At 63.4% G+C, this 16,674-nt stretch carries 15 protein-coding genes; 6 read left to right on the top strand and 9 right to left on the bottom strand.

Annotated features, from left to right (window positions below):
• Window positions 1-192: 192 nt before the first annotated feature.
• Complete coding sequence (gene tldD, locus KVT32_RS16990; RefSeq protein WP_056322600.1) at window positions 193-1,653, bottom strand: metalloprotease TldD; 1,461 nt, start codon at window positions 1,651-1,653, stop codon at window positions 193-195.
• Between the two features lie 750 nt (window positions 1,654-2,403).
• Here tldD and KVT32_RS16995 point away from each other — a divergent pair.
• Entirely contained in the window at window positions 2,404-2,787 is a 384-nt protein-coding gene (locus tag KVT32_RS16995) for an H-NS family nucleoid-associated regulatory protein (RefSeq protein WP_056322597.1), read from the top strand.
• A gap of 90 nt (window positions 2,788-2,877) precedes the next feature.
• Here the strand turns inward: KVT32_RS16995 and KVT32_RS17000 are convergent, their stop codons facing one another.
• A complete protein-coding gene (locus KVT32_RS17000; protein WP_152383837.1) occupies window positions 2,878-3,513 on the bottom strand; it encodes a DUF4136 domain-containing protein in 636 nt (211 codons plus the stop codon).
• A gap of 151 nt (window positions 3,514-3,664) precedes the next feature.
• On the opposite strand from KVT32_RS17000, the gene pepN reads away from it, so the two are divergent.
• Both pepN and KVT32_RS17010 read left to right on the top strand, forming a co-directional pair.
• The gene (gene pepN / locus KVT32_RS17005) at window positions 3,665-6,370 is read left to right on the top strand and encodes an aminopeptidase N (RefSeq protein WP_217618553.1); all 2,706 of its coding nucleotides are present in this window, start codon (window positions 3,665-3,667) and stop codon (window positions 6,368-6,370) included.
• A gap of 10 nt (window positions 6,371-6,380) precedes the next feature.
• On the top strand, window positions 6,381-7,400 hold the full coding sequence (locus tag KVT32_RS17010) for a class 1 fructose-bisphosphatase (RefSeq protein WP_062838471.1): 1,020 nt from the start codon (window positions 6,381-6,383) through the stop codon (window positions 7,398-7,400).
• 93 nt (window positions 7,401-7,493) lie between these two features.
• On the opposite strand, the gene KVT32_RS17015 is transcribed toward KVT32_RS17010, so the two are convergent.
• From KVT32_RS17015 to alaC, 4 genes are all read right to left on the bottom strand, one after another.
• The gene (locus KVT32_RS17015) at window positions 7,494-7,715 is read right to left on the bottom strand and encodes a YgdI/YgdR family lipoprotein (protein WP_062838472.1); all 222 of its coding nucleotides are present in this window, start codon (window positions 7,713-7,715) and stop codon (window positions 7,494-7,496) included.
• Between the two features lie 178 nt (window positions 7,716-7,893).
• Complete coding sequence (gene thrC, locus KVT32_RS17020) at window positions 7,894-9,303, bottom strand: threonine synthase (protein WP_152383835.1); 1,410 nt, start codon at window positions 9,301-9,303, stop codon at window positions 7,894-7,896.
• A gap of 34 nt (window positions 9,304-9,337) precedes the next feature.
• Window positions 9,338-10,642, bottom strand: coding sequence for a homoserine dehydrogenase (locus KVT32_RS17025; protein ID WP_056322581.1), 1,305 nt, complete (start codon window positions 10,640-10,642; stop codon window positions 9,338-9,340).
• A 168-nt stretch (window positions 10,643-10,810) separates the two neighbouring features.
• The gene (gene alaC, locus KVT32_RS17030) at window positions 10,811-11,998 is read right to left on the bottom strand and encodes an alanine transaminase (protein WP_056322579.1); all 1,188 of its coding nucleotides are present in this window, start codon (window positions 11,996-11,998) and stop codon (window positions 10,811-10,813) included.
• Between the two features lie 233 nt (window positions 11,999-12,231).
• On the opposite strand from alaC, the gene KVT32_RS17035 reads away from it, so the two are divergent.
• Genes KVT32_RS17035 through KVT32_RS17045 form a run of 3 tightly spaced genes read left to right on the top strand, consistent with a single transcriptional unit; the run spans window position 12,232 to window position 14,910 of the window.
• Window positions 12,232-12,690 (top strand): Mth938-like domain-containing protein, encoded by a 459-nt coding sequence (locus KVT32_RS17035; RefSeq protein WP_142055794.1) that lies wholly within the window; start codon window positions 12,232-12,234, stop codon window positions 12,688-12,690.
• Window positions 12,690-13,154 (top strand): peroxiredoxin, encoded by a 465-nt coding sequence (locus tag KVT32_RS17040; protein WP_062838474.1) that lies wholly within the window; start codon window positions 12,690-12,692, stop codon window positions 13,152-13,154. Before KVT32_RS17035 ends, KVT32_RS17040 begins: the two co-directional genes overlap by 1 nt.
• A 55-nt stretch (window positions 13,155-13,209) precedes the next feature.
• On the top strand, window positions 13,210-14,910 hold the full coding sequence (locus tag KVT32_RS17045) for a PhoH family protein (RefSeq protein ID WP_056322570.1): 1,701 nt from the start codon (window positions 13,210-13,212) through the stop codon (window positions 14,908-14,910).
• A gap of 72 nt (window positions 14,911-14,982) precedes the next feature.
• Here KVT32_RS17045 and KVT32_RS17050 read toward each other — a convergent pair whose 3' ends face one another.
• The 3 genes from KVT32_RS17050 to ppa form a co-directional block, all read right to left on the bottom strand.
• Window positions 14,983-15,114: an entericidin A/B family lipoprotein gene (locus KVT32_RS17050; protein ID WP_008164311.1), complete on the bottom strand. Its 132-nt coding sequence runs from the start codon at window positions 15,112-15,114 to the stop codon at window positions 14,983-14,985.
• A gap of 38 nt (window positions 15,115-15,152) precedes the next feature.
• Window positions 15,153-15,848, bottom strand: coding sequence for a fumarylacetoacetate hydrolase family protein (locus KVT32_RS17055; RefSeq protein WP_128827800.1), 696 nt, complete (start codon window positions 15,846-15,848; stop codon window positions 15,153-15,155).
• A 289-nt stretch (window positions 15,849-16,137) separates the two neighbouring features.
• Window positions 16,138-16,668: an inorganic diphosphatase gene (gene ppa, locus KVT32_RS17060; protein ID WP_056322566.1), complete on the bottom strand. Its 531-nt coding sequence runs from the start codon at window positions 16,666-16,668 to the stop codon at window positions 16,138-16,140.
• Window positions 16,669-16,674: the final 6 nt, after the last annotated feature.

Consider the following 16,674-nt stretch of genomic DNA (forward strand, 5'->3'; position numbering starts at 1 on the left):
CTGGCGGCTTTTTTGGGGGGATTCTTTCCAAACTTCAGATTGAGCGCGTCCCTTCCTCCGCCAGCGGCTTCAGAAAACCAAAAAAATAAAAATAAAAGGCGGGGGACGCGAATTTCATGGGGACTGACTCTAGCACAGTTTTTTGAGAGCGTCACGCCAGATTTTTTTGGCGTGCCGCCCCCATTTAACGCATCAAGCCGTGCCGCCGACCGTCAGGCCTTCCATGCGGACCGTCGGCATGCCCACCCCGACCGGCACGCTCTGGCCGTCCTTGCCGCAGGTGCCGACGCCGGAATCCAGCTGCAGATCGTTGCCGATCATGGTCACGCGGTTCATGGCGTCGGGGCCGTTGCCGATGAGGGTTGCCCCCTTGACCGGGTAGGTCACCTTGCCGTCCTCGATCATGTAGGCCTCGGACGCCGAGAACACGAACTTGCCGTTGGTGATGTCGACCTGGCCGCCGCCGAAATTGACGGCATACAGGCCCCGCTTGACCGAGGCCACGATTTCATCGGCAGGCTTGTCGCCGGCCAGCATGTACGTGTTGGTCATGCGCGGCATGGGCAGGTGCGCGAACGACTCGCGGCGGCCGTTGCCGGTTGCGGCGGTTTTCATCAGGCGGGCATTGAGCGTGTCCTGCATGTAGCCGCGCAGGATGCCGTCTTCGATCAGCACGTTGCGCTGGGTGGCATTGCCCTCGTCGTCGATGTTGAGCGATCCGCGGCGATCCGGAATGGTGCCGTCGTCGACCACGGTGACGCCCTTGGACGCCACGCGCTCGCCGATGCGTCCGGAAAACACGCTGGACCCCTTGCGGTTGAAGTCGCCTTCCAGGCCGTGACCGACGGCTTCGTGCAGCAGGATGCCCGGCCAGCCCGACCCCAGGACCACCGTCATTTCGCCGGCCGGCGCCGGACGCGCTTCCAGGTTGACCAGCGCCTCGTGCACCGCGCGCTCGACATAGCCCTGCAGCATCTCGTCGGTGAAGTAAGCCAGACCCAGGCGGCCACCGCCGCCGGCGTGGCCCATTTCACGGCGGCCATTGCGCTCGGCAATCACGGTCAGCGACAGGCGCACCAGCGGGCGCACGTCGGCGGCCAGACGGCCATCGCTGCCCGCAACCAGCACCACGTCATATTCCGCGCCCAGGCCCGCCATGACCTGGATCACATGGGGATCGCGCGCCCGCGCCATGCGTTCGACGCGTTCGAGCAGCGCGACCTTTTCGGGCGCGCTGAGGCTGGCGACGGGATCGATGTCCGCATAGAGGCTGCGGCCGATCTCGGCCTCGACCTGGGCGGCGACCTTGACCTTGCCTGCGCCGCGGCGGGCAATACCGCGCACGGCATGCGCCGACGACAGCAGCGCCTCGGGCGACAGCGAATCCGAATACGCGAACGCGGTCTTTTCACCGCTGACCGCGCGCACGCCCACGCCTTGGCTGATCGAGAAACTGCCCGTCTTCACGATCCCTTCTTCCAGGCTCCAGCCTTCACTGCGCGTGTACTGGAAATACAGGTCGGCGTAATCGACCTTGTGGGTGAAGATTTCACCCAGTGCCCGCGCCATGTCCGCCTCGGTCAGACCCCAGGGGTCGAGCAGAAGGGATTTGGCGGTGGCCAGGGAAGCAATGGCGGGATCGATGATTTTCATAGGCTCAGTTCAGGAACGGCACCGGGGCCGTGCATGCGCGTCGTGGCGCTCAAGACCGTATCGTACCGCCGACACGGGCCCGGCGTCCCGGCAAACGCCAAAGGTCGCGGCTTACCGCAGCGGCAAATGCGGGACAAAATGGTCTCGCATTATCTTGCCGACATAGATGGAGACGGCATACTGGGTATCAAGTTAAGTACCTAATTACGTATCAAGTTAAGCAATTGTGCTCAGACCGAATGGCAAGACTGGGACTTTTCGTGTTGTCGCATGACCTGACGGCAAAATGAAAACTCGGGGACGGAACACCATGGCGCCCGGGTATATCACCGCGGGCGGGGTGCAAAGCCATAATGTATGGCACCCGCTTTCGCGACGATTTCCCGCCTGAAGAAAATTGCGGCATTCGACGCGCATTGCACGCGCCCTCGTCCAGGATGATCGGGCATGCAATGCCGGCCAATCACACGCTAGGCCCGTCATTACAAGGTTGTCCGACAATTGCCCGCCCGCACCGCCCGCCCGTAAACCAAGCAAGCGCTTGTTTCAGTTTGTCCCAAATTTAAGATTTTCCTTCCTAACTGATGGAAATGGCGGGCAGCCGCAAAGCGGAGAGCCGGTGGCGCTTTTGATACAAAGTAATTAGTCCGACAATTGAGATACCACCTCGTAAATTCTGTATTATGCGAGGCACAACAATTAAACATAACTTCGCCGGCGATTAAAGCAGTTCCATAATCAGGAATAAACATGGCCCGAGAAACCTACGCAGCTCTGCAAGCAAAGATAGAAAAGGAAATCAACAAGCTCCAGAAGAAGGCGGAAATCCTTCAGACGAAGCGCCGCAAGCCGGTCATCACCTCCATCATCACGTCGATGCGCGAGTACGACATTACGCCTGACGAGATCATCGCCGCCTACGGCGCAGGCAAGCCCGCGCGCGCCGCCACGAGTGGCCGCCGCAAGGCCAGCGGCCCCGCCCGCGCAGCCGGCGCCGCCAAGCGCGCCGTGGCGCCCAAGTACCGCCATCCCCAAACCGGAGAAACCTGGAGCGGCCGCGGCAAGGCGCCGCGCTGGCTCGCCGCTGAAGAAGCCGGCGGCGCCACCCGCGAGAGTTTTCTTATCAAGGAATAAAACCTATTCTTCAGTAAGAAAAAAAGCGGCGCACCATGATGGTGCGCCGCTTTTTTATTTTAAGCAGGCGCCGCGAGGCGCCTGCTTTCGTCAACGTGCCGGGAATTGAATCTCTCGCTCAGCGCCATTATTGCCTGGGAAATTGTCGAATATGGCACGCACCAGATAGGGCATGGTGCGAATCAAATCGTCACGCTCGCTCAATATGAACGCCGTCGAGCGGTAAACTTCCGCGCCGCCGTTCTGGGTATCACGAATGAAGAGCGAGAGGGAATTGCGCTGGACGACCATGGGCACGTCCACCCAGTCAGGTCCCCAGAATCCCGCGCCCATGCCCCAGGGGCCCGGCCCATAGAAGCCGCCGTAGCCGCCGTAGAAATACGGGTCGTACGGACGGCGCACCATCACCTGCGTCTGGGTTGTGCCATAGCGGAACGACACCTCAAACCGCCCCTTCACGCCAGGGCGCGCCTCGACCAGTCCCGTGGCCCCGATCCCCGCGCGCACCATATCCTGAAATGACTGATATTCCAGATTATTGATTTGGGATGGGTCGGCAGGAACAAACTGGTAGGTCTGGCCCTCGACACCGGTTGGCCATTGCTGAAACGACGTCACACGGGCGGAGACGGTGGGCGCGGCGCAGCCTGTCAGCATCATGGCTGCAAGCACCGAAAAAATACCGGCCCATCGGCCCAGACTGTTGATCCAAGACATCCTGGACATTTGAGACTCCTGTTCGCACGACGGCGCCATCATAACGAGCTTTGACATAAGCGCTTGCCAAAAGTTTTCAGGCTAGCCCGTACGCCCAAGGTACCGCTCAACCGCCAGCCACTACAATAGCCTTCTTGTTCATACAGGACTGCAAATCCCCATGCGCACCGACACGCCCGTTACCGTATACCGCAAGGATTACCAGCCCTACCCCTACGAAATTCCTGAAGTCGCCCTCGCCTTCGATCTCGCGCCCGACGCGACCGAAGTGCGTTGCACGATGCACGTGCAGCGCAGGCAAGACGCCAGCGCTGACGCCGCCCTGATCCTGGATGGAGAAGAGCTGGAACTCGTGTCGGTAGGCGTGAATGGCGAGCCGCTGCCGGCGGCCAGCTACCAGTTGACCGAACACACGCTCACGCTGCGCGGCCTGCCCGCCGATGCCACCGTTGAAATCGTCAGCCGCTGCAAGCCTTCCGCCAATTCCACGCTGATGGGCCTGTATGTGTCTGGCGGCAATTTCTTCACGCAATGCGAGGCCGAGGGCTTCCGGCGCATTACCTGGTTTGCCGATCGTCCCGACGTGATGTCGCGCTACCGCGTGACGCTGCGCGCGCAGCCCGAGTATCCCGTGCTGCTGTCCAACGGCAACCTGATCGCCTCGCGCCAGTTGCCCGACGGCCGCAATGAAGTCGAGTGGGAAGATCCGTTCCCCAAACCCTGCTACTTGTTCGCGCTGGTCGCGGGCAACCTGACGCATCGCGAAACCACGGTCAAGACGGTCAGCGGCCGGGACGTGCTGCTGCAGGTCTACAGCGACCCCGGCTCCGAAACCAAAACCGAATGGGCATTGGATTCCCTGGTGCGTTCCTTGCGCTGGGACGAGAGCCGCTTTGGTCTCGAACTGGATCTGGACCGCTTCATGATCGTGGCCGTCCATGACTTCAATATGGGAGCCATGGAAAACAAAGGCCTGAATATCTTCAATGCGGCCTACGTGCTGGCCGACGCGGAAACCGCCACCGATGCCAACTACGAAGGCATCGAGTCGGTCATCGGGCATGAATACTTCCACAATTGGACCGGCAACCGCGTCACCTGCCGCGACTGGTTCCAACTGAGCCTGAAGGAAGGTCTCACGGTCTTTCGCGATCAGGAATTCAGCGCCGACATGATGGCCCGCGACATGGACGCGGCCGCCGCGGCCAGCGCCCGCGCCGTCAAGCGCATCGACGACGTCGTGGCGTTGCGCGCCGCGCAGTTCCCGGAAGACGCCGGCCCCATGGCGCATCCGATCCGCCCCGAGAGCTACCAGGAGATCGGCAACTTCTACACGGCCACCGTGTACGAGAAAGGCGCCGAGGTCATCCGCATGCAGCACACGCTGCTGGGCGAGGCCGGGTTCCGCGAAGGCATGGACGAATACTTCCGCCGCCACGACGGCCAGGCCGTCACGTGCGACGACTTCGTCGCCGCGATGGAATCCGTCTACGTCAAGCAGCACCCGGGACGCGACCTGTCCGTGTTCCGCCGCTGGTACCGGCAGGCCGGCACGCCGCGCGTCACGGTCAGGCTCGACCACGACGCGGCCACTCGCCTCTGCACGGTGACGCTTACCCAGGCCTGCCCGCCGGTCGGCGTTGAAAAGAAGGCCGGCCCCGACTACGTGAAGGCGCCCTTTCACATTCCGTTTGCGATCGGCTTGCTGGACCGTGAGGGCAACGCGCTGCCGCTGCGTCAGGACGGCGCGGTCGTGGACACCGCCCTGCTGGAACTGACCACGCAAAGCCAGCAATGGGTGTTCGAAGATATCGCCGACCGCCCCGTGCCCTCGCTGCTGCGCGACTTCTCGGCGCCGGTCATCGTGGACTACGACTGGTCCAACGAGGAACTGGCGCTGCTGTCCGCGCACGATGGCAATCCGTTCGCACGCTGGGAAGCCGGCCAGGAACTGGCCACCCGCCAGATTCTTGCATTGGCCGACGCCAGCCAGGCGGGCCGCCCGCTGCAGGCCGATGCCGCCTTCATCGAAGCCTGGCGCGCGTTGCTGACCGATCCCGCCCTGGACGCCGCGTACCGTGCGCGCGCGTTGGCGCTGCCTTCGGAAAAGACGCTGGCCGAGCGCATGCAGCAGGTCGATCCGCCTGCGTTGGCCGTGGCACGCGATTTCCTTCGCGCCGAACTCGGCCGTCAGCTCCATGCCGAATTCCGCCGCGCCTTCGACGAGAACCAGACGCCGGGCGAATATAGCCCCGCGCCCATTCCCGCCGGCATGCGCGCACTGAAGAACCTGGCGCTCAGCCACCTGATGGCCGCTGGCGAGCCCGAAGCCCAGCGCCTTGCCGAAGCGCAGTACGCCACCGCCGGCAACATGACCGACAGCATGGCCGCGCTGGCCGCCTTGATCAACTTTGGGCAAGGCGACTACCCGAAAGAGGCGCTGGCCGCTTTCTACACCAAATGGAGCGCCAATCCGCTGGTGGTGGACAAGTGGTTCGCGCTGCAGGCCACCGCCCGCTCGACCACGGTGCAGACCGCCCGCGAGCTGATGCAGCACCCGGCATTCACGCTGCGCAACCCGAACCGCGCCCGCGCGCTGATTTTCCAGTTCTGCCTCAACAATGCCCGCGGCATGCACCAGCCGGACGGCTCGGGCTACACGTTCTGGGCGGAGCAGGTTCTGGCATTGGACGCGCTCAATCCGGAGATCGCCGCGCGGCTGGCGCGTGCGCTCGACAACTGGTCTCGCTTCGTCCCGGCGCTGCGTGCCCCCATGCAGGCCGCGCTTGAAAAGGTGCGCCAGCACGACGGCCTGTCGCGCAACGTCCAGGAAATCGTATCCAAGGCTTTAGAATTCGCTGCATAGGGAGATCCTTTTGAAACGTAAAACACTCACTCAATACCTGGTGGAGCAGCAACGCTCCGCCCAAGCCCTGGCGCCGGAAGTGCGCCTGCTCATCGAAGTCGTGGCGCGCGCGTGCAAGGCCATCAGCCACGCAGTCAGCAAGGGCGCGCTGGGCGGCGTTCTGGGTAGCCTGGAAAGCGAGAATGTCCAGGGCGAGGTCCAGAAGAAGCTCGACGTGCTCTCCAACGAGATCCTGCTGGAAGCCAATGAATGGGGCGGCCACCTGGCGGCCATGGCGTCGGAAGAGATGGAAACCATCCATCTGATCCCGAACCGCTACCCCAAGGGCGAATACCTGCTGCTGTTCGATCCGCTCGATGGCTCGTCGAACATCGACGTGAACGTCTCCATCGGCACCATCTTCTCGGTGCTGCACGCGCCGCACGACGTGTCGGGCGCGCCCGTCTGCGAAGCGGACTTCCTGCAACCGGGCAACAAGCAGGTGGTGGCCGGTTACGCGGTGTACGGTCCGCAGACGATGCTTGTGCTGACCATCGGCAACGGCGTCGTGGGTTTCACGCTGGATCGCGAAATGGGCTCGTGGGTGCTCACGCACGAGAACATCCGCGTGCCGGAAGACACCAAGGAATTCGCCATCAACATGTCGAACAAGCGCCACTGGGCTGCCCCGGTCAAGCGCTACATCGACGACTGCCTGGCCGGCTCGACCGGCCCGCTCGGCAAGGACTTCAACATGCGCTGGATCGCCTCGATGGTGGCCGACGTGCATCGCATCCTGACCCGCGGCGGCATCTTCATGTACCCGTGGGATGCGCGCGAGCCGGGCAAGGCCGGCAAGCTGCGCCTGATGTACGAAGCCAATCCCATGAGCTTCCTGATCGAACAGGCAGGCGGCGCGGCCATCAACGGCGTCCAGCGCATCATGGACATCCAGCCTGACACGCTGCACCAGCGCGTCAGCGTCATCCTGGGCTCGAAGAACGAAGTCGAACGCGTGGGCCGCTATCACGCCGAAGACGCGGGCAAGTAAGACGCCCGCCGCGCTTTCGGCGCGCCAATGCAAAAGCCCCCGGCCATCATGGCCGGGGGCTTTTTTCAAGGGTACAGGCAAGCAGGGGGTGCGTTACTTGACCTCTTCGATGGACTTCACGTCGTCCTTGTTGATCTGCATTTTCTTGCCGTTCTGTTCGTATTCATACATGCCCGACTTCTTGTCGTATTCGGGCTCGTCGGGCGCTACGGTCGAAGATCCGTCGCGTTGGTGAATAACCGAGGGCGACGAGCATCCGGCCAGCACACCAACGCCGGTCATCACCAGGGCCAACGTCATGGTCTTCAGCTTCATGGTTGTGTTCTCCGAGTGTTGAATGGGTGATTTCACTCTATCCGAATCGCTCCCCGAAATCGTGTCGGGTTGTCGGCAAAATGCATAAGAACGTAATCGTCCCCGCCCCCAATAATGAAAAACCCCTCGCAGGACGCGCCTGGGAGGGGTTGCAACCGTACACAAGCGGCAATCGTGCTTACACCTTGGCGTGTGTCTCGATGAAACGGCGTACGGCGGCCTCGCTGCAGTCCATGACTTCGACGCGTTGCGGCAGCGATTCCAGGTCTGCGAGGTTGCCCGGCGGCGTGGCCGGACGGCCAAGCGCTTCCTCGATGGTCTCGGAGAACTTGGCCGGCAGCGCGGTTTCCAGCACGAGCATGGGAACGCCCGGCTCGACGAATTCGCGCGCGACCTTCACGCCGTCGGCGGTGTGCGGGTCGACCAGCACGCCGGTGGCGTCGTAGACGGACCGGATCGTGGCCAGGCGATCCGTATGCGAGCTGGCGCCCGACACGAAGCCATAACGCGACTCGAACTGGTCCTTCATGTCGGACAGGTCGAACGCGCCGTCGCGTGCCATCGTCGCCCACAATTCCTTCACGCGGTCGGTATCGCGGCCCGTCAGGTCGAACACGAAGCGCTCGAAGTTCGACGCGCGCGAAATGTCCATCGAGGGGCTGGACGTGGCGTACGTCTGCGCAGCCGCGCGCGGACGATACACGCCAGTGCGGAAGAACTCCTCCAGCACGTTGTTCTCGTTCGTGGCAAGCACGAGGCGGCGGATGGGCAAACCCATGCTGCGGGCGATGTGGCCCGACAGGATGTTGCCGAAATTGCCCGACGGCACGGCGAACGACACTTCTTGTCCCGCGCGCTCGGTGGCGCGCAGCCAGCCATGGAAGTAGTAGACGACCTGGGCGGCGATACGGGCCCAGTTGATCGAATTGACGGCGCCCAGACGGTACTTCGTCTTGAAGGCCAGATCGCCGGCCAGCGCCTTGACGATGTCCTGGGCTTCGTCGAAGACCCCGCGCACGGCGATGTTGTGAATGTTCTCGTCTTGCAGCGAGTACATCTGCGCGCGCTGGAAGGCGCTCATGCGGCCGTGGGGCGACAGCATGAACACCGCCACGCCCTTCTTGCCGCGCAGCGCGTATTCAGCGGCCGAGCCCGTGTCGCCGGAGGTGGCGCCCACGATGTTCAGCGTGGTGCCGCGCTTGGAGAGCACGTACTCAAATACCTGGCCCAGGAACTGCATGGCCATGTCCTTGAACGCCAGCGTGGGACCTTCGGACAGGCCCAGCAGCGACAGCCCGCCATCGAGCGGACGCAGCGGAACGATGTCCTCGCTGTTGAAGATCTGCGGCGTGTAGGCGGCACGGGTCAGACGGCGCAGGTCGTCCGAGGGGATGTCCGTGGCAAACAACGACAGCACTTCGAAGGCCAGATCGGCATACGACAAGCCGCGCCACGATTCCAGCGTTTCCGCGGAAACCTGCGGCAGCGTCTGCGGCACCGCCAGCCCGCCGTCGGGCGCCAGGCCTTCGAGCAGGATGTCGGAGAATTCGAGCGGGGCCATGCCGCCGCGCGTAGAGATGTATTTCATGTCAATTGCTCCACGATGCACCGGGCGCCCCCGATCACGTCAGGTTCTCCACGCGCAGGCGCGTCACCTTGGACCGCACGAACGGCAGCGACTCAATGCGCTCGATGGCCTGATTGACGTTGCCTTCGACGGCTTCGTGCGTGAGGAAGATGATGTCGGCGCCGCCGATGTGCGACGGCTGCTGGATCATCGAACCGATGGAAATGCCGCGGTCGGCCAGGATGCGGGCGATGTCCGCCAGCACGCCGGGCTGATCGTCCACGCGCAGACGCAGGTAGTAGGACGTGCTGACCTGTTCGATCGGCAGGATCGGGGTGTCCGACATGGCATCCGGCTGGAAGGCCAGGTGCGGCACGCGGTTGCCCGGATCGGCGGTGTGCAGGCGCGTCACGTCGACCAGGTCGGCCACGACGGCCGAGGCGGTGGGCTCTTCGCCCGCGCCCTGCCCGTAGTACAGCGTCGGGCCGACGGCGTCGCCCTTGACCAGCACGGCGTTCATCGCGCCTTCGACATTGGCCAGCAGGCGCTCGGACGGCACCAGCGCCGGATGCACGCGCAGCTCGATGCCGTCGGGGCGGCGCTTGGTGATGCCCAGCAGCTTGATGCGATAGCCCAGGCGCTCGGCGTGTTCGATGTCTTCGGCGGCCAGTTGCGAAATGCCTTCGATGTGGGCGCGGTCGAATTGGACCGGCACCCCGAATGCCAGCGAGGCCAGCAGCGTCAGCTTGTGGGCCGCGTCCACGCCTTCCACGTCGAACGTGGGGTCGGCTTCGGCGTAGCCCAGGCGCTGCGCTTCCGCCAGCACGTCGGCAAACGGCAGCCCGCGCGAGCGCATTTCGGACAGGATGAAATTGGTGGTGCCGTTGATGATGCCGGCCACCCACTGGATGCGGTTGGCGGTCAGGCCTTCGCGGATCGCCTTGATGATGGGGATGCCGCCCGCGACGGCGGCCTCGAAGTTCACCATCACGCCGCGTTCGGACGCGGCGGCGAAGATCTCGTTGCCATGCTTGGCCAGCAAGGCCTTGTTGGCCGTGACCACATGCTTGCCGTTGGCGATGGCTTCGAGCACCAGCTCGCGCGCCAGCGTGTCGCCGCCGATCAGTTCCACGACGATGTCGATGTCGGGATCGCGCACCAGCGCGTGCACATCGGTGTCGACCAGAATGGAGTCGCCCACGCGGGCACGCGCCTTTTCCACGTCGCGCACGGCGGCGCGGGTGACTTCAATGCGGCGGCCAGCGCGGCGGGCGATTTCCTCGGCGTTGCGGGACAGCACGGTCCACGTGCCGCCGCCAACCACGCCAAGACCAAGCAGACCCACCTTCATGGGTTTCATCGCGCCGCCCTCTGCGGGCGGGCGTTGAGGGGAATTCATTTCACTTCTCCATAATCCTGTGCATGAAGCTGTTGCCACCCGATCGCGATGCCGCGGATCCGGCTCCGCCGGTCCGCAGGCATGCCCCTCAGAGGGGGAAGCGCGCAGCGCTGCGGGGGTGGGCACCCATCACTTCAGCAATCCGTCCTTGCGGAACATATCTTTGATGCCGCGCACCGCTTGACGCGTGCGCTGCTCGTTTTCGATAAGCGCGAAGCGCACGTATTCGTCGCCATACTCGCCGAAGCCGATCCCGGGGGACACGGCCACTTTCGCATCCGACAGGACACGCTTGGCAAATTCCAAAGAGCCCATCGCCCGGTAGGGTTCGGGGATCTGCGCCCAGATGTACATGGACGCCTTGGGAATCTCCACATTCCAACCTGCTTCATGCAGGCCGCGCACGAGCACGTCGCGGCGGCTCTGGTATTGCGCCACGATTTCGCTCACGCAGTCCTGCGGGCCGTCCAGCGCGGCGATGGACGCCACCTGGATCGGCGTGAACGTGCCGTAGTCGTGATAGCTCTTGATGCGAGCCAGCGCGTTGACCAGCTCGCGGTTGCCGACCATGTAGCCGATGCGCCAGCCGGCCATGTTGTAGCTCTTGCTCATCGTGAAGAACTCGACAGCAACGTCGCGCGCGCCGGGCACCTGCATGATGGACGGCGCCACATAACCGTCGAACGTGATGTCGGCATACGCCAGGTCATGCACGACGAGAATGTCGTGTTCCTTGGCAAGCGCCACCACGCGCTCAAAGAACGACAGGTCCACGCACTGCGCAGTCGGGTTGCTGGGAAAGCCCAGCACCATCATCTTGGGTTTCGGGATGGATTCGCGCACGGCGCGTTCCAGCTCCTCGAAGAAGTCAACGCCCGGCGTCATGCGCACGGAACGGATGTTGGCGCCCGCGATGACGGCGCCGTAGATGTGGATCGGGTAGCTGGGATTGGGCACCAGCACGGTGTCGCCGCGGTCCAGCGTGGCCAGCATCAGGTGCGCCAGGCCTTCCTTGGAGCCGATGGTGACGATGGCCTCGGAGTCCGGGTCGAACTCGACCGCGTAGCGGCGCTGGTACCAGTCGCAGATCGCCTTGCGCAGGCGCGGAATGCCCTTGGACACCGAATAGCCGTGGGTGGTGGGACGCGTGGTCGCCTCCACCATCTTGTCGACGATGTGCTTGGGCGTCGCCCCATCCGGATTGCCCATCGACATGTCGATGATGTCTTCGCCGCGCCGACGCGCCGCCATCTTGAGCTCGCCGGTAATGTTGAAAACGTACGGGGGCAAACGCTCGATGCGAGAGAACTTCCTCATGATGGGAATCCTTAGGGGCGAAAAGGCAAAAAGACCAGGGCGCGGTCGCGCGAAGGGGAAAGGGGCTCTGAGCCGCGCCAGCTCACGATTGCAGCGCAGCAAAACCCTGTAATCTAGCGCAACGACGCCTTGGCGGCAAATGGGGCAAAAAAGCCCCTTTTTCCCCGTGGATACGTTGCAACATGCGGCGTGTCCGATGCGCTATTATCAAGCACGTAAAGCCGGAGTTTTTATTGAAGCTGCATACCGATCCTGCGACGGCCGCTCTAAACACTGTCACCGCCTATGGCGATGGCTACATCGAGGTCAACCAGGTACGTTTTTCCTCTTCGGTCGCTTTCGGCCCCGAAGGCGAAGTGACCATCTGGCCTGTTGAGTCGACGGCCGACATCACCTCCTCCCTCTTGCTCCTGGCAGCTGGATTGTCCGAGCCCGCCCGCAATCCCCTGGATTTTCTGGATGCCCCGGAAGCCGCGCCCAGCCGCCCGGCCAACGCCCCCGAAGTCCTGCTGGTGGGCACCGGCGGCAAGCAACAGTTCCTGCGTCCCGACGTGCTGCGTCCCCTTTTGGCGATCGGCATCGGCGTTGAAACCATGGACACCCACGCTGCCTCGCGCACCTACAACATCCTGATGGCTGAAGGCCGGCGCGTGGTCGTCGCCCTCATCCCTCCCCACGGAGCCACGAATTAATGACGCCGAGCATAGGCAAACCCGCCCCGTTGTTCACCGCCGAAAGCACGATCGGCCCCATCAGCCTCGAACAATGCCAGGGGCGGGCCGTGATCCTGTATTTCTACCCCAAGGACAACACGCCCGGCTGCACCACCGAAAGCCAGGATTTCCGCGATCTGCACGCCGACTTCCTGTCGGCCAGCGCAATCGTGATCGGCATCTCGCGCGACTCGCTGAAGTCGCACGAGAATTTCAAGGCCAAGTACGAGCTTCCTTTCCCTCTCATCTCCGACGCCGACGAAACCGTCTGCAATCTGTTCGGCGTTATCAAGCAGAAGAACATGTATGGAAAGCAGGTGCGCGGCATCGAACGCAGTACCTTCTTGATCGACGCCTATGGCGTGCTGGTGCAGGAGTGGCGCGGGGTGAAGGTCCCAGGCCACGCCAAGGAAGTCCTGCAAGCCGCCAAAAGCATCGGTTAGCCGCACAGGAAACCCGTCAGGCGCTATAGCCGGCCCAAACAGGAGAGTGACGCATATGCCGCTTCCGAAGTTGCCTACCCGCCCCGCAGCCATCCTGACCTTCCCCTCGGGCGAATCCGCCCGGGCGCAGGCCCGCACCACCAAGACTGCCGCTGCGCGGTCCAACACCCAGGCAGCCCTCGCCGAAGACGAGGACGAACTGCTGGTACAGCCAGAACTTGAAGGCCTGGCGGCGCCGGCACGCAAGGCCCACACGCCGTCGCCCGCTCACCAGGCGCCGCCCCCCGCCGCGCCGGCCGCTCGCGCCCCGGCGCGCCAGCAGGCCAAGGCTGCGCCCGCCCCCGCCAAGCGCGGCAAGGCGCGCGCCCAGAATGAACCTCGCAAGCTGTTCGTGCTGGACACGAACGTGCTGCTGCATGATCCCAGTTCGCTCTTCCGCTTCGAAGAGCACGACATCTTCCTGCCGATGATGACGCTGGAAGAACTGGACCACCAGAAAAAGGGCATGTCGGAAGTCGCGCGCAACGCGCGTCAGGTCAGCCGGTCGCTCGATTCGCTGGTGCAGGACGCCACGCACCTGGACGAAGGCCTTGAGCTGGCCAAGCTGGGCAACAAGGATGCCACGGGCCGCCTGATGTTCCAGACCACGGCCATCCACAGCACCCTGCCCTCGGACTTGCCGATGGGCAAGGCCGACAACCAGATCCTGGGTGTGGTGCGCGCCCTGCAGGAAAAATACCCGCAGCGCGAGGTCGTGTTGGTGTCCAAGGACATCAACATGCGCCTGAAGGCGCGCGCGCTGGGCATGGCCGCCGAAGACTACTTCAACGACCATGTCCTCGAAGACTCCGACCTGATGTACTCGGGCGTGATGCAGTTGCCCGAAGACTTCTGGAACAAGCACGGCAAGGACGTCGAATCCTGGCAACAGGGCGGCACCACCTTCTACCGCATCCACGGCCCGCTGTGCTCGCAATTCGTGGTCAATCAGTTCGTCTACTTCGAAGGCCAGATGCCGCTGTACGCGCAAGTGCGCGAAGTCAGCGGCAAGATGGCGGTGCTGGCCACCCTGCGCGACTATACCCACGGCAAGAACAATGTCTGGGGCATCACGGCGCGCAATCGCGAGCAGAATTTCGCCATGAACCTGCTGATGAACCCGGAATGCGATTTCGTGTCGCTGCTGGGCCAGGCCGGCACGGGCAAGACGCTGCTGGCGCTGGCGGCGGGCATCACGCAGGTGCTGGAGACCAAGCGCTACACCGAGATCATCATGACGCGCGTCACGGTGCCCGTCGGTGAAGACATTGGTTTCCTGCCCGGCACCGAAGAGGAAAAGATGCTGCCCTGGATGGGCGCGCTTGAAGACAACCTCGACGTGCTGAACATGGGCGAAGGCGAAGGCAACGGAGACTGGGGTCGCGCGGCCACCATGGACCTCATCCGCTCGCGCATCAAGGTCAAATCCCTGAACTTCATGCGTGGCCGCACCTTCCTGAACAAGTACCTCATCATCGACGAGGCGCAAAACCTGACGCCCAAGCAGATGAAGACGCTGGTGACCCGTGCTGGCCCTGGCACCAAGGTGATCTGCCTGGGCAACATCGCGCAGATCGACACGCCCTACCTGACGGAAGGCAGTTCGGGCCTGACCTTTGTGGTCGACCGCTTCAAGGGCTGGCCGCACTCGGGCCACGTCACGCTGCAGCGTGGCGAGCGCTCCCGCCTGGCCGACTACGCGGGCGACGTGCTCTAGGCTTGTTCTCGCACCGGCAAACAAAAAGCCCCTTGATCGCTCAAGGGGCTTTTTTTCACTACCGCGCGCCGATTATTTGTCGGCTGCGTTGGTGATGGCATTGCCTGCCCGGGACATGTCCTTACCCATGCCGGCGACGGTATTGCAACCGGCCAGCACGAAACCGAACACGACAAAGGCAGTCAGCACAATCTTGCCGCGCATGCTGTGACTCCAAAATGAAAAAATGAAAGCGCCTGCGCTCAGGCGATCTGCACGCGCAGTTCGCCCAGGCCTTCGACGCCGCCAGTGATCACGTCACCTTGGCGCACGGCGCCCACGCCCTCGGGCGTGCCGGTGAAGATGATGTCGCCGGGCTGCAGTTCAAACAGGCCCGACAGATACGAAATGCTTTCCGGAATATTCCACAGCATCTGCGAAATGTCGCTGGATTGCTTGCGCTCGCCATTGACGTCCAGCCAGATGGCGCCCTTGTCGAGCGTGCCGACCACGCTGCGCGGGTGGATGGGGCCCAGCGGCGCCGACTGATCGAAGGCCTTGCCGATTTCCCAGGGGCGGCCCTGCTTCTTCATTTCGCCTTGCAGGTCGCGGCGGGTCATGTCCAGACCCAGCGCATAGCCCCACACGCATTCGTTGGCCTGGTCGACGGGGATGTCGCGGCCGCCCTTGCCCAGTACCACGACCAGCTCCATCTCGTAGTGCAAATTGGAAGTCTTGGGCGGATAAGGCATCTTGCCGGTTTCGCCGTCGGCCACGAACAGCACCGCGTCAGCGGGCTTGCAGAAGAAGAACGGATCTTCACGGCCCGTGAAACCCATTTCCTTGGCATGTTCGGCGTAATTGCGGCCGACGCAATAGACGCGGCGCACGGGGAACAGCGCGGCGCTGCCGGCAACGGGGACCGCGACGGGCGGCTGGGGAGGCAAAACGTAGTCCATGAGCTATCAACCTATGACAAATACGTGACCGGAATATCCGGGAAAGATGTTACCCCGACGCCGCGCGCGCTTGGCATGCCCTGTGCCCCCGCGATGGGGCGTTGTTGTTGTTGGGCGGCCGGGCGTTTGAAAAAGCACTCGCGAGTGTAGCCCTTTCTGCGGCCAATGCGAGGACCGCACGGAACGGGCGCCTGCAAGACAACGGCGCGGCGGCGACAGGCCACGGGCCGTCGCGGCCGCGCCGCCGGTAGGCGCCGGCCGGCAAGATGCCGGCTGGCGTGTAGCCCGATCAGCCCTTGGTGTAGCGCTCGGCGCTGCGCACGATTTCCTCGTGAGCGGCGTCCACGCCCTTCCAGCCCTTGACCTTGACCCACTTGCCCTTTTCCAGGTCCTTGTAGTGCTCGAAGAAATGCTGGATGCGGGAGATGTCTTCCGCGGGCAGATCCTCGTAGGACTTGATGTTGCGGTACGGGGGGTAGAGCTTTTCGATCGGCACGGCCAGCAGCTTGGCGTCGCCGCCCGACTCGTCGTCCATTTCCAGCACGCCGATGGCGCGGCAGCGCACGACGGCGCCGATCTGGATGGGGAACGGGGTCAGGACCAGCACGTCGGCGGGGTCGCCGTCTTCGGACAGGGTCTGGGGGATATAGCCGTAGTTGCACGGGTAGTGCATGGCCGTCAGCATGAAGCGGTCGACGAAGATCGCACCGGAATCCTTGTCGACCTCGTACTTCACCGGGTCGGCGTTCATGGGGATTTCGATGATGACGTTGAAGTCTTCCGGCAGCTTCTTGCCAGGGGAGACGCGATCAAGACTCATGGTTCA

Source organism: Achromobacter sp. GbtcB20 (genome assembly GCF_019091095.1).
GTDB lineage: Bacteria > Pseudomonadota > Gammaproteobacteria > Burkholderiales > Burkholderiaceae_B > Achromobacter > Achromobacter mucicolens.